Origin of the sequence: Salmonella sp. SJTUF14076 (genome assembly GCF_015534835.1) — a bacterium.
Classification (GTDB): Bacteria; Pseudomonadota; Gammaproteobacteria; order Enterobacterales; family Enterobacteriaceae; genus Salmonella; species Salmonella enterica.
The window spans coordinates 4,180,890-4,193,516 of the sequence record NZ_CP064674.1; the positions used below are offsets into that span (position 1 = coordinate 4,180,890).

Sequence of the window (12,627 nt, forward strand, 5' to 3'; positions counted from 1 at the left end):
GGTTAGCCTCCCCAGTGCCCGCGGGCGCTGGAAGAACGGCCATAGCCGCCGCGGGAGACGGTGGACGCTTTCCGTGTGATATAACCAGGGCTGGTCGCGGTATCGCTTTTCCCTGTGCCGCTGCGCCACGCATAATCGCCGGATGTGGTGCGCCAGACGGGACGGGAGACGTAGGATGAACCGCCGCTGCTATAGATATATTGTTCGTCACGGTTCTGGCGAATCGCGCGGCTGAGTAAAAAGCCGCTTAATACCGGAACCCAGCTCCGCTCGGTGATATCAAAGTAGCAATCGCCAAACTGCGACTGACAGCGCTCCTGCGTCAATTGCTTAGGCACATTAGCGTAAAATTCTGTTTTCGCATTATTCCAGCCGTCAGCGCAAACGCTGGCGCTATTGCCATCGTCAATACAGTCGTTCACCGTGGCGTAAAACGTCCCATCGCCGTCGTTGTCACTATTGCTGCCGTCACCGTACCCTTTCAGGAGAAAAAAGGCCGCTCCGCCCATAATCGCCAGCGTCAGGTATTTTGGCGTGTAGCGATTTCGTTGCCGCTCAAAGGGATTGACCGGTTCGGCTATCCGTCTTATTGCCGAATGGCCTACGCCGGATGTGCTTCTGGATTTTCGTTTTTTTGCCATGATCTTCCGTTACCATGTCATACAGGCAGCGTTAAAAATACCGCCAGCCAGCGCTGCGGTTCCCATAAATAGCCCCGCCGCCACGTTGTGATGAATAATTTTTTCGCTCAGCGTAGGCATGTATAACCTTACGCAACCATAAATCAGCAGTTGAATCACCAGCGCAATGCCGCCCCAGGCAAAATAGTCCGGGATACTGACCGAGTTTATCGCCGCGCTGGATAAGGGGATGACATAGCCCAGCAACGTACCACTAAAGGCCAGCGATGCCGCAGTATTGTTATTTTTTATCAGCTGCCATTCATTATGCGGCGTTATCTTTGAGTAAATAAAAAGAAATACAATGACCATTGCCGCGCCAATAAAAAAATAGGCGCAGAAAGCCAGTAATGCGTCCAGTATATGCATAATTTCCCTGTATGTGCTTAACCAATAACCGTCAGTGAAGTGAGCGGGATATCCACGCCGAGGGCGCGTGAAAACACCCATTCAGGCTCACCGCGCTCATTAAATGATTCTTCCCCGTTCAATAGAAGATACTCCCAGGCGTCATCCGTCACCTGGCGCTGGAAGCCCATCGTAAAATTGTGAACGTCCCATTTCTCTGCCTGCTGATTTTCAACCTTTTCCAGCATGTAGACAGGTTCAATATTGCCCGGCTCTTCATGGTTAAAAAAGCGCTGCCAGCGCCGTTCTTGCCAGTTGAGCGTCATCGGCCCTATTGCCGCTGACGCAATGGCTGAACGCCAGTGACGTTCCTCGTTAATACCGAAACTTTCCTCATATACAAAAAGTTTGATGTCATCAATGTCGTCAACATCCGTGCCGCCAGTGGTGTTAATTTGTAGAAACTCATCGCCAGAGGTGTAGTAGCGAAAAATCTGACTGCCGCCGCCTAAATCTATGCGACTCGCTGCCGCGACAGTGTATTTTTCACCCGGTAGCGCCACCAGCAACGACGACTCCAGTAGCCGAAATGCCAGCGTATCCAGCGTGAAACCGGCGTTAAGATGTAATCCTAATGGTCCGCGAATCGGCGCTGGCGCGCTTGTTTTACCGAGCAAACGCTGAAAAAATTGCATCATAGGGGAACCTCTATCTCTTGCCATGCGACCTCTTCAGCCAGAATGCGATTGTCGTTGGGCATAATGCCATTTGAGATCGCGCATTCATGTGCCGTCTCGTATGAAAGCGACGAAGCTCAGCACGGTAGAGCGCTTTCGCGCTACCGATAACAAAGCAGATACTGCCCGATAAACAGGCCCAGCAAAGCGGGCCAGGTCAGTCTGGACAAATGACGCTGGCAGGTTTTGACAATCCACGTAAAGAGCATTATTCGCCTTGTTGACGCTGTAAACGCGCCAACACATCCTGAGCATTGCTTTTATTGGTTGCGCCAATACCCGCCTGCGCCAGTTTTTCATCCAGGTCGCGTCCATCGGCGACTTTTTCCAGCTGCGCGGCGGCATCCAGCCGGGCCTGGCGTTCAGCCTGACGCGTTTGTAAACGTTTAAGCGACTCCGCCGCCGTAGACACATTCGACGCGGCTCCGACGGTCGAGGTCGTCACCGCCTGCTGCGCGCGCTGCATGGCTTCTGTCGCCTTAACCACTTCAAGTTGCTGCTCAAACTGCGCAATCCGCTGGCCTGTCGCCGTTACGGCCTTCTCCACCGCATCACGAGAGGCTTCCAGATTAGTCAGCACCTGTTCTTCGGCAAGAATGGCATTTTCCAGACGGGCTATTTCTTCCGCCACTTCGTTGAGTAAAGCGGCGTCGACATTCTTACTCATTGCCGCCAACGCCCGTGTTTCAAGGCTGGCTTTACGCTCACGTAAATCATTCAGCTTGTCATGGCTTAACTTCACCCGCGCCAATAAATCCACTCTGGATTTACCCGCTTTATCCAGCTCGGCTTTTGCGTCGCGAATATGCTGCTCCAGCATACGTACACCCTGCGCTTCATCAATGGCGTCTTCTGCCTGAGCAACGAATGATTTACCTAATGTAAACAAACTTTTTAAAATTCCCATGTAAGCCGCCTGTATTATTCCTGTGAATAGACTTGTGTTATTTCAGCGATATCCAACGCATTTTCTACAAGCGTGGTGATTTCCAGCGTCACGTCGGCAAGCGACGAATTTAACGACAACGCGCCAAAAGCGACATAATATTCCTCCTGTTTTACCTGGGTAATACCGACCGAAGACAGCGGTAAAACCTTCTGATTTCTCAGCAAGAAAAGATTAAATTCCGCGGTATCTCTAATCGTATTTACCGGACAGATATAAGTCTCGATAACTATTTGTTGCGAGGTAAATAAAACCGTCAGTGGTAAATCGCCATAATCATTCATTTTTATTATTAATGAAGATTCATTATTTTCTATATCAATATCTAATTCGGCGATGTTGTTTAACGCATCCGCCAGCGTCCGTGGAGTCCATGCCATATTATTATCTCTATCTCTTTTTTATAAATAAAGGGAGTTACAGGGTAGGTTTTGCTTTTTATATTACCAGCCAAAGATAAAAAAAAACCATCCGATTATGGATGGTTTTTTCTTAAAAAATACTATTAGCGTCAGGTACGCTGGCGAACGGCTTCAAACAGACAAATCCCGGTCGCCACAGAGACATTCAGCGATGACACGCTACCGGCCATAGGAATGCTGATCAGCTCATCGCAGTGCTCACGGGTCAGACGACGCATACCTTCACCTTCTGCGCCCATGACCAGCGCCATGCGGCCAGGCATTTTGCTCTGATACAGCGTATGGTCAGCCTCGCCCGCCGTTCCGACAATCCAGATATTCTCTTCCTGCAACATGCGCATCGTGCGCGCCAGGTTGGTGACGCGGATCAACGGCACGCTTTCCGCTGCGCCGCAGGCGACTTTCTTCGCCGTCGCGTTAAGTTGCGCGGAGCGGTCTTTCGGCACGATTACCGCATGTACGCCTGCAGCATCGGCGCTGCGCAGACAGGCGCCAAGATTATGCGGATCGGTGACGCCATCGAGGATCAACAAAAAAGGGCGATCGTGTAATGCGATCAGATCCGGCAGATCGTTTTCCTGATACTGCCGGCCTGGTTTCACGCGAGCGATAATACCCTGATGCACGGCACCGTCGCTTTTCTCGTCGAGATATTGGCGGTTTGCCAGCTGGATAACAACGCCCTGGGACTCAAGGGCGTGAATCAGCGGCAACAGACGTTTATCTTCACGGCCTTTTAAAATAAAGACTTCCTGAAAACGTTCAGGGGCGCGCTCCAGCAGGGCCTGCACTGCGTGGATGCCGTAAATCATTTCGCTCATTAATGTACTCGTTGTTTACGTTTTGCCGGGGGCGCTACGCTTGCCCGGCCTACAGATAATTCACCCTCTTCTGTTTGAAGAGGGTATTGCTCACTCTGCCGCTTTTTTCTTCGCCGCACGCTTCGCTTTGGTCGCTGCGGCTATTTTCTGCGTTTTAGCCGATGGCTTTTTTGCTTTTCTCGCGTCTTTTTTCGCTGCTTTCGGCTTCGCTTTTTTCTCGCCGCGGAAGGCGCTATCAGGCTCGAAGTTAACTTTTTTACCTACCTGACGACGTTTACCGGCGTTTTTACTTTCACCTTTTTTCGCTTTTTCACGCGCCGTTTTGCCGACGTTACGCGGTGCGCGCTCGCTGGAGATCAGGCTAAAGTCAATTTTCCGTTCGTCCATATTCACCGCTTCGACGCGTACCTCGACCCGGTCGCCCAGGCGATATGTCTGTCCGCCGGATTCGCCAATCAGACGTTGCCCTACCTGATCGAAGCGATAGTAATCGTTATCCAGTGAGGAAACGTGTACCAGCCCATCGATAAACAGTTCATCAAGACGGACAAAGAAGCCGAAACCGGTGACGCTGGCAATCACGCCCTTAAAGACGTTGCCTACCTGATCCAGCATAAAGTCACATTTCAGCCAGTCGGAGACATCACGCGTCGCTTCATCAGCGCGGCGTTCCGCCATCGAACAGTGCTGGCCGAGCTGCAACATCTCTTCCATCGAGTAGTGATAACCGCCCGTTTCTGTGGTGTTGCCCTTGTTCCCTTGCTCTTTCGCCAGCAGGTACTTAATGGCGCGGTGCAAAGAAAGATCCGGATAGCGGCGAATCGGCGAGGTAAAGTGCGCATAAGACTGCAACGCCAGGCCAAAGTGCCCGCGGTTTTCCGGATCGTAAATCGCCTGCTTCATTGAACGCAGCAGCATAGTTTGCAGCATTTCGGCGTCCGGCCGGTCGGCAATCGATTCAAGCAGTTCGGCATAATCGCGCGGTTCCGGTTTGTTTCCGCCCGGAAGCTCCAACCCCAGCTCCGCCAGTACGGAGCGGAATGAGGTGATCGCTTCGGTGGTGGGCTTATCATGAATACGGAATAACGCCGGCTCTTTAGCTTTTTCGACAAAGCGCGCCGCCGAGATATTCGCCATGATCATGCACTCTTCGATAAGCTTATGCGCGTCATTACGCTGGGTCTGTTCGATACGCTCAATGCGACGTTCGGCGTTAAAGATAAACTTCGCCTCTTCGCTCTCAAACGAGATCCCCCCGCGCTCTTCACGCGCTTTATCCAGCACTTTGTAGAGGTTGTGCAGCTCTTCAATATGCTTCACCAGCGGCGCATATTGTTCACGCAGATCCTGATCGCCCTGCAGCATATGCCAGACTTTGGTATAGGTCAGACGCGCATGGGAGCTCATCACCGCTTCATAGAATTTGTAGCCGGTCAGCCGACCTTTCGCCGAGATGGTCATTTCACAGACCATACACAGCCTGTCAACCTGCGGGTTTAGCGAACACAGACCGTTGGAGAGCACCTCCGGCAACATTGGGACAACCTGTGACGGGAAGTAAACCGACGTGCCGCGATTGCGCGCCTCGCGATCCAGCGGCGTTGGCGGCCGTACATAATAGCTCACGTCAGCAATAGCGACCCACAAACGCCAGCCGCCGCCGCGTTTTTTCTCACAGTAAACCGCGTCGTCAAAGTCACGGGCATCTTCGCCATCAATAGTGACCAGCGGCAAATCGCGCAGATCGACACGACCGACTTTCGCCTCTTCCGGCACCTCTTCTTTCAACCCGGCGACCTGCTGCTCTACCGCCTGCGGCCAGATGTAGGGTATTTCATGGGTACGCAGCGCCATATCAACCGCCATACCGGTGCCCATATTGTCGCCCAGCACTTCGACGATTTTCCCTACCGCTTTAGTACGGCGAGTTGGACGTTGGGTCAGTTCAACCACGACCACGAACCCCATCCGCGCGCCCATGACGTCTTCTGGCGGGATAAGAATGTCGAAGCTGAGACGGCTGTCGTCCGGCACTACAAAGCCGACGCCCGCATCGGTGAAATAACGCCCGACTATCTGACTGGTTTTCGGTACCAGTACACGGACGATACGCGCTTCGCGGCGACCTTTACGATCGGCGCCCAGCGGCTGCGCCAGCACCTGATCGCCATGAATACAGGTTTTCATCTGCTCGCTGGAAAGATACAGATCGTCTTTGCGGCCTTCGACACGTAAGAAACCGTAACCATCACGATGACCGATCACGGTGCCTTTCAGCAGGTCGAGGCGTTCCGGCAGCGCATAGCACTGGCGGCGGGTAAAGACCAGTTGTCCGTCGCGCTCCATCGCGCGCAGGCGGCGACGCAAGGCTTCAAGCTGCTCTTCGCCTTCAATATTCAGTTCTACGGCCAGTTCTTCGCGACTGGCCGGTTTTTCACGTTTCGTTAAATGTTCGAGGATAAATTCCCGGCTCGGGATAGGATTCGCGTATTTTTCTGCTTCGCGTTCCTGGAAAGGATCTTGTGACATTGAGGTTCCTCCATTGTCATCTCTAATGAAGTTTACTTCACTCCACCAGTAATAATTTATAAAGCGGTTGATTCTCTTCAACCAAATCGGCAAGCGTGTAGTTATCCAGCTCCTTGAGAAAACTCTGCACGGCCTTAGAAAGCGCCTGTTTCAGACGACAGGCAGGGGTGATGTGGCAAAATTCGCTGCTACAGTTGACCAGTGATAAGGGTTCCAGCTCACGCACCACATCGCCAATACAAATAGTATTAGCCGGTTTACCCAGGCGGATACCGCCATTTTTTCCCCGAACGGCGGTGACAAAGCCCGCCCGGCTAAGCTGATTGATAATTTTGACCATATGATTACGGGACACGCCGTAGACTTCTGTCACCTCAGAAATGCTGGTCATTCGTCCATCTGGTAACGACGCCATATAGATTAGCGCACGTAAGCCGTAATCGGTGAAACTCGTTAACTGCACATCAACCTCAGGAAAAGGGAAAACGGGATATAACTTATCTGTATTGATGATAAACCAGCCACAAGCTGTGTCGCTAATTTATTTCAGTTCGGGGAAGGAAAAAAGCGAGGATTTAGCACTGTGTCGGATAGCGTAATGGCTTACCCGACACAGCAATGTATCACACTGTTAGCCCGGCAAGCAAAATATCTGCCAGGCGTACCAGATTTACGCGTCGAACGGGTCGCGCAGAATCATCGTCTCAGTACGATCGGGGCCGGTAGAAATAATATCAATCGGCACGCCGGTCAGTTCTTCGATACGTTTGATGTAGTTCAGCGCCGCCTGCGGCAGGCCGCTACGATCTTTCACGCCGAAGGTGGATTCAGACCAGCCCGGCATGGTTTCGTAAATCGGCTCTACACCTTTCCAGTCGTCAGCTGCCAGCGGAGTGGTAGTCACTTCGCGACCATCCGGCATACGGTAAGCCACGCAGAGTTTCACCTCTTTCAGGCCATCCAGCACGTCCAGTTTGGTCAGGCAGAAGCCAGACAGGGAGTTCAGCTGTACCGCACGACGAACGGCAACGGTGTCCAGCCAGCCGGTACGACGACGACGGCCGGTAGTAGCGCCATATTCGTTACCCTGCTTGCAGAGGAACTCGCCGGTTTCATCAAACAGTTCGGTCGGGAACGGACCCGCACCTACGCGAGTGGAGTAAGCTTTGAGGATACCCAGAACGTAATCAACATAACGCGGGCCCAGGCCGGAACCGGTCGCCACGCCACCTGCTGTGGTGTTAGAAGAAGTTACGTACGGATAAGTACCGTGGTCGATATCCAGCAGGGTACCCTGCGCACCTTCAAACATGACGAAATCGCCACGCTGACGCGCCTGGTCGAGCAGGTCTGAAACGTCAACAACCATAGAAGTCAGGATGTCGGCAACAGCCATCGTATCATCCAGAACTTTCTGGTAATCAACCGCTTCAGCTTTGTAGTAGTTAACCAACTGGAAGTTGTGATATTCCATCACTTCTTTCAGTTTTTCAGCGAAGGTTTCTTTGTCGAAAAGGTCACCAACACGCAGACCGCGACGTGCCACTTTATCTTCATAAGCAGGCCCGATTCCACGACCGGTGGTGCCGATCGCTTTCGCGCCACGCGCTTTCTCACGCGCGTTATCCAGCGCAACGTGATAATCAAGGATCAGCGGACAGGCTTCAGACAGCAGCAGACGCTCACGAACGGGGATGCCACGGTCTTCCAGTTCTTTCATCTCTTTCATCAGCGCGGCCGGAGACAGCACAACACCGTTACCGATGATGCTGGTTACATTCTCGCGAAGAATACCTGATGGAATAAGATGGAGAACGGTTTTTTCACCGTTGATTACGAGAGTATGGCCTGCGTTGTGACCGCCCTGGTAGCGTACAACATATTTAGCCCGTTCAGTCAGAAGATCGACGATCTTTCCTTTACCTTCGTCACCCCATTGGGTGCCCAGTACGACGACGTTGTTACCCATTTTTCAAAATCACCGTTTGCTTAAAAATGGATTCTACCATCGCTTTTTCAGATATACAGCACTTTTTGCACTCAATCTGCGGCAAATCCGACCACTTTTTGCTCAGCCAATCGTTTTCCTCAACATGTAGTAGACCACAACTCCCGCGACCACAAGTCCGCCGCCAAAACGACGTAAAACATTTTCCGGCAGTTGCGCCAGTGCCGAAACCATTTTTTTCCATGCGCCGGGATACAGCATCGGTCCCAGCCCTTCGAGGACTAATACCAGAGCAAGCGCCAACCAGATTGTTGAATTCATTTATCGCCCTTATAAAAGAAAACCACCGGCATCCTTTGGATGCGGTGGTTTTGCTGGTCTAAAACCGCTGACGCTATTTTAGCGTGTCGTCGAACTCGGTGTCTTCATGTAGCGGAAGAAATCGCTGTCCGGGCTCAGTACCATCACGTCCTGATTACCTTCGAAGCTCTTCTCGTAAGCGCGCAGACTACGAATGAACGCGTAGAAATCAGGGTCCTGACTGAACGCGTCGGCAAACAGCTTCGCGGCTTCAGCATCACCTTCACCACGCATGATACGCCCCTGACGCTCGGCTTCCGCCAGAGTTTTCGTCACCTCATAGTCAGCAGCCGCACGCAGTTTTTCCGCTTCTTCCTGACCTTGTGAGCGATGACGACGCGCGACCGCTTCACGCTCGGCGCGCATACGGTTGTAAATCGCCTCAGAAACCTCGGTCGGCAGGTTGATCTGCTTAATACGCACATCGACCACTTCGATACCCAACGCCGCCATACTGTTCGGGTTGATGACCGGTACTTTACCTTTGGTTTCCGCCGTGACGCGTTCCGCCGCTTCGGCAATCGCGTCATCCGCCGCCGGGGTCGCCACTTCATCATCGGTACCGGCTGAACCGGAGTTCAGCGCGTCGCGCACCTCCAGAGTCAGACGACCACGAGAATCGGTCACGATGTCTTTTACGTCCAGGCGACCAATCTCAGAACGCAAACGGTCCGAGAATTTACGTTTTAACAGCACTTCGGCTTGCGAAATATCGCCGCCGCCGGTCGCCAGATAGTAACGGCTAAAGTCGCTGATACGCCATTTGATGTAGGAGTCGACAATCAGGTCTTTCTTCTCTTTAGTCACAAAGCGATCGGCCTGGTTATCCATCGTCTGGATACGCGCATCAAGCATTTTCACTGATTCAATAAACGGGATCTTAAAGTGCAGACCCGGCGCGTAAACCAGCGGTTTGTTCTCATCGTCACGCAGAACTTTACCAAAACGCAGCGTAATGCCGCGCTCGCCCTCTTTGACCACAAAGACGGACATGTAGAGCACTACCAGCACGATGATGATAATCGCAATAACTGACTTACGCATCGTTATTCCCCCTGACGCTGGTAGTCGTTACGCTGCGCATTCGCGCGGCGTTGGTCCATAATATCGCCCTGATTTGAGGACGACGTGTTGCTTGCTCCGCTGGCGTTAGACTTTGTGGACGGCGGCAGGCGCAGCAGGTTGCTGGCGCTATTGTCGCTCTTTGCCGCCGGCGCATTCCCGCCTTTCAGCATCTGATCTAACGGCAGCACCATTAAATTACCGCTCTTGTCGTTAACCAGTACTTTACGGGTATGGCTCAGCACTTTTTCCATCGTTTCAATATACAGACGCTCGCGTGTAATCTGCGGCGCGGCTTTATATTCCGGCAAAATCTTCGCAAACCGGGCGACTTCACCCTGCGCTTCCAGGATAGTCTGGGTTTTATAGGCGCGTGCCTCTTCCAGAATACGCTGCGCCTGACCGTTGGCGCGCGGCTGAACTTCGTTGGTATACGCTTCCGCTTCACGAATGTACTGCTGCTCGTTTTCACGTGCGGCAATCGCGTCGTCAAAGGCGGCTTTCACCTCTTCCGGCGGACGCGCAGCCTGGAAGTTCACGTCCAGCAGGGTAATCCCCATGTTGTACGGTTTGATAGTCTCTTCCAGCTCGCGTTGGGTATCGCTACGAATAACGGTACGACCTTCGGTCAGGATGCGATCCATCGTGTATTTACCAATGACGCCACGCAGCGCGCTGTCGGTGGCCTGACGCAGGCTATCGTCCGGGCTGGTCACGCTAAACAGATATTTCTGCGGATCGGTGACGCGGTATTGCACGTTCATTTCAACGCGCACGACGTTTTCATCAGACGTCAGCATCACGCCTGACGCCGCCAGTTCGCGCACCGCTTCAACGTTCACCGGCGTGACGTCGTCAATAAATGTCGGCTTCCAGTTCAGACCTGGCTCTACCAGATGGCTGAATTTACCAAAACGCGTCACAACGCCGCGCTCGGCTTCTTTAATGGTATAAAAACCACTGGCCGCCCAGATAATGACTACTGCCGCCGCGGCGATGGCGACAATACGGCCTCCCAGTTGCGGACGCGGGCCTTGCGATGAGCTACCGCCGCCGGAACCGGTGCCTTTACCGCCCCCAAAACCACCGAGTTTTTTACTCAGCTTACGGAAGATATCATCCAGATCGGGAGGTCCCTGATCGCGGCCACCTTTGTTTCCATTTCCCCCAGAGTTGCTGCCAGGTTTGCTGCTTCCCCACGGGTCGCGGTCCTGTCCGTTATTACCGGGCTGATTCCACGCCATGTTTGTGCTCCATATTTGTTATGCGGTGATCCCCGTTGTCTTTCGACCTCAGAGGATAAGGCGAAATTACTCCATGCTTCAGACGAACCGCCGTTACAGACATCATCTTTCAGGCTACGTCCTGAGTGGCGGCTTTTTTACCCCAGGTCACTTCGTTGTGAGCTCCTGAAATTCTCTCAGCTACCGCCTCAATACGACCTGAATGACTTCGCGTCTAGATCACGTATTCGATCAACGCCGGTTCTTGTTTACAGAGGCGACGCCAGTCGACAATCGGCATTCGTACCTGCAGACTGACGCTACCGTCTTCCTCCATCCACTCTTTTTCTATTGCCTGAAGCTGATAAAACCGGCTTCTCAGACGCCCTTCCTGCGGCGGCAAACGCAGCGTATGCTGCGCCACCTCGCCGGAAAGACGCTCCGTCAAAGCCTGAAAAAGCTGTGGTATCCCCACGCCGCTTTGCGCTGAAAGCCAAACGCGGATGGGTTTATTCTCTTCATCTCTGTCGATACGCGGTTCAAAGTCGTCCAGCATATCGATTTTGTTCATCACCATTAAGGTGGGGATTTCGTGAGCGTCAATCTCTTCAAGAACGGTGTTTACCGCCTCGATGTTTTCCTGCACACGAACATCCGCCGCATCGACCACATGCAGCAGCAGCGTCGCCTGACGCGTCTCCTGCAGGGTAGCTTTAAAGGCAGCCACCAGATCGTGCGGTAAATGGCGGATAAAGCCTACCGTATCCGCCAGAACGGTTTCACCGACATCCGCTACATCAATACGACGTAACGTGGGGTCCAGCGTCGCAAATAGCTGATCTGCCGCATAGACCCGCGCTTCAGTGATCTGATTAAAAAGGGTGGATTTTCCGGCGTTGGTATAGCCCACCAGCGATACCGTCGGAACGTCGGCCTTGATGCGCGACTGCCGCCCCTGCTCACGTTGCTTCTCAACTTTCTCCAGGCGCGACTGAATCTGCACAATGCGATTACGCAGTAAACGACGGTCGGTTTCGAGCTGGGTTTCACCCGGACCGCGCAAACCAATCCCGCCTTTCTGACGTTCAAGGTGGGTCCAGCCACGCACCAGACGCGTAGCCAGATGGCGTAGCTGCGCCAGCTCAACCTGCAACTTACCTTCATGGGTACGCGCACGTTGGGCAAAAATATCTAAGATAAGACCGGTGCGATCGATAACCCGGCACTCGCACAAACGCTCCAGGTTTCGCTCCTGGGCTGGACTCAATGCATGATCAAACAATACGACCGCTGCGCCAGTCGCTTTCACGGCTTCCGCAATTTCAACTGCCTTACCTTCACCTACAAAGTACTTCGGGTGCGGTGCTTTACGGCTACCGGTAATCACCTGCATTGCTTCGACACCGGCGGAAGAGACCAGAGATTCAAACTCCTGGAGGTCTTCCATATCTTTGTCTTGCGAAAAATAGATGTGTACCAGTACCGCCTGCTCACCGGCATCATAACGGTCAAACAAGCGTAAACCCTCTTAATAACCAGCGGGGGCGATTA

General features: G+C 52.9%; 13 protein-coding genes and 1 pseudogene. All 14 read right to left on the reverse strand.

Annotated elements, in window-relative coordinates; genetic code table 11:
* Window positions 1-2: 2 nt before the first annotated feature.
* The 14 genes and pseudogenes from HU143_RS20170 to hflX all read right to left on the reverse strand — a co-directional run bounded on the left by HU143_RS20170 (window position 3) and on the right by hflX (window position 12,592).
* Window positions 3-641 carry a DUF1190 domain-containing protein gene (locus HU143_RS20170; protein ID WP_001085605.1) on the reverse strand — a complete coding sequence of 213 codons (639 nt, stop codon included), beginning with the start codon at window positions 639-641 and terminating at the stop codon, window positions 3-5.
* 9 nt (window positions 642-650) lie between these two features.
* Window positions 651-1,049, reverse strand: a complete 399-nt coding sequence (locus HU143_RS20175; protein WP_000547737.1) for a DUF350 domain-containing protein — start codon at window positions 1,047-1,049, stop codon at window positions 651-653.
* A gap of 17 nt (window positions 1,050-1,066) precedes the next feature.
* Window positions 1,067-1,750: a YjfK family protein gene (locus HU143_RS20180; protein WP_072162159.1), complete on the reverse strand. Its 684-nt coding sequence runs from the start codon at window positions 1,748-1,750 to the stop codon at window positions 1,067-1,069.
* A 122-nt stretch (window positions 1,751-1,872) separates the two neighbouring features.
* Window positions 1,873-1,974: pseudogene (locus HU143_RS24660) on the reverse strand (hypothetical protein); the annotation flags it as partial.
* On the reverse strand, window positions 1,974-2,672 hold the full coding sequence (locus HU143_RS20185; protein WP_000511974.1) for a PspA/IM30 family protein: 699 nt from the start codon (window positions 2,670-2,672) through the stop codon (window positions 1,974-1,976). The pseudogene HU143_RS24660 and the gene HU143_RS20185, both read right to left, overlap by 1 nt.
* Window positions 2,673-2,686: 14 nt before the next feature.
* The gene (locus HU143_RS20190; RefSeq protein WP_001621793.1) at window positions 2,687-3,091 is read right to left on the reverse strand and encodes a YjfI family protein; all 405 of its coding nucleotides are present in this window, start codon (window positions 3,089-3,091) and stop codon (window positions 2,687-2,689) included.
* A gap of 131 nt (window positions 3,092-3,222) precedes the next feature.
* Window positions 3,223-3,954 (reverse strand): 23S rRNA (guanosine(2251)-2'-O)-methyltransferase RlmB, encoded by a 732-nt coding sequence (gene rlmB / locus HU143_RS20195; protein WP_001293274.1) that lies wholly within the window; start codon window positions 3,952-3,954, stop codon window positions 3,223-3,225.
* A 90-nt stretch (window positions 3,955-4,044) separates the two neighbouring features.
* Complete coding sequence (gene rnr / locus HU143_RS20200; protein ID WP_000076357.1) at window positions 4,045-6,483, reverse strand: ribonuclease R; 2,439 nt, start codon at window positions 6,481-6,483, stop codon at window positions 4,045-4,047.
* 37 nt (window positions 6,484-6,520) lie between these two features.
* The gene (gene nsrR, locus HU143_RS20205; protein WP_001177632.1) at window positions 6,521-6,946 is read right to left on the reverse strand and encodes a nitric oxide-sensing transcriptional repressor NsrR; all 426 of its coding nucleotides are present in this window, start codon (window positions 6,944-6,946) and stop codon (window positions 6,521-6,523) included.
* Between the two features lie 207 nt (window positions 6,947-7,153).
* Complete coding sequence (gene purA / locus HU143_RS20210; protein WP_000527960.1) at window positions 7,154-8,452, reverse strand: adenylosuccinate synthase; 1,299 nt, start codon at window positions 8,450-8,452, stop codon at window positions 7,154-7,156.
* A gap of 102 nt (window positions 8,453-8,554) precedes the next feature.
* On the reverse strand, window positions 8,555-8,752 hold the full coding sequence (locus HU143_RS20215) for a DUF2065 domain-containing protein (protein WP_001089290.1): 198 nt from the start codon (window positions 8,750-8,752) through the stop codon (window positions 8,555-8,557).
* Between the two features lie 78 nt (window positions 8,753-8,830).
* Window positions 8,831-9,835, reverse strand: a complete 1,005-nt coding sequence (gene hflC, locus HU143_RS20220; protein ID WP_001232417.1) for a protease modulator HflC — start codon at window positions 9,833-9,835, stop codon at window positions 8,831-8,833.
* Between the two features lie 2 nt (window positions 9,836-9,837).
* Window positions 9,838-11,097 (reverse strand): FtsH protease activity modulator HflK, encoded by a 1,260-nt coding sequence (gene hflK, locus HU143_RS20225; protein WP_000312505.1) that lies wholly within the window; start codon window positions 11,095-11,097, stop codon window positions 9,838-9,840.
* A gap of 214 nt (window positions 11,098-11,311) precedes the next feature.
* On the reverse strand, window positions 11,312-12,592 hold the full coding sequence (gene hflX, locus HU143_RS20230) for a ribosome rescue GTPase HflX (RefSeq protein ID WP_000460338.1): 1,281 nt from the start codon (window positions 12,590-12,592) through the stop codon (window positions 11,312-11,314).
* Window positions 12,593-12,627 lie beyond the last annotated feature (35 nt).

Coding starts and splice junctions, on each gene's coding strand:
- HU143_RS20170 (WP_001085605.1), bottom strand. CDS start 641: ATGGCAAAAAAACGAAAATCCAGAAGCACATCCGGCGTAGGCCATTCG.
- HU143_RS20175 (WP_000547737.1), bottom strand. CDS start 1,049: ATGCATATACTGGACGCATTACTGGCTTTCTGCGCCTATTTTTTTATT.
- HU143_RS20180 (WP_072162159.1), bottom strand. CDS start 1,750: ATGGCAAGAGATAGAGGTTCCCCTATGATGCAATTTTTTCAGCGTTTG.
- HU143_RS20185 (WP_000511974.1), bottom strand. CDS start 2,672: ATGGGAATTTTAAAAAGTTTGTTTACATTAGGTAAATCATTCGTTGCT.
- HU143_RS20190 (WP_001621793.1), bottom strand. CDS start 3,091: ATGGCATGGACTCCACGGACGCTGGCGGATGCGTTAAACAACATCGCC.
- rlmB (WP_001293274.1), bottom strand. CDS start 3,954: ATGAGCGAAATGATTTACGGCATCCACGCAGTGCAGGCCCTGCTGGAG.
- rnr (WP_000076357.1), bottom strand. CDS start 6,483: ATGTCACAAGATCCTTTCCAGGAACGCGAAGCAGAAAAATACGCGAAT.
- purA (WP_000527960.1), bottom strand. CDS start 8,452: ATGGGTAACAACGTCGTCGTACTGGGCACCCAATGGGGTGACGAAGGT.
- HU143_RS20215 (WP_001089290.1), bottom strand. CDS start 8,752: ATGAATTCAACAATCTGGTTGGCGCTTGCTCTGGTATTAGTCCTCGAA.
- hflC (WP_001232417.1), bottom strand. CDS start 9,835: ATGCGTAAGTCAGTTATTGCGATTATCATCATCGTGCTGGTAGTGCTC.
- hflK (WP_000312505.1), bottom strand. CDS start 11,097: ATGGCGTGGAATCAGCCCGGTAATAACGGACAGGACCGCGACCCGTGG.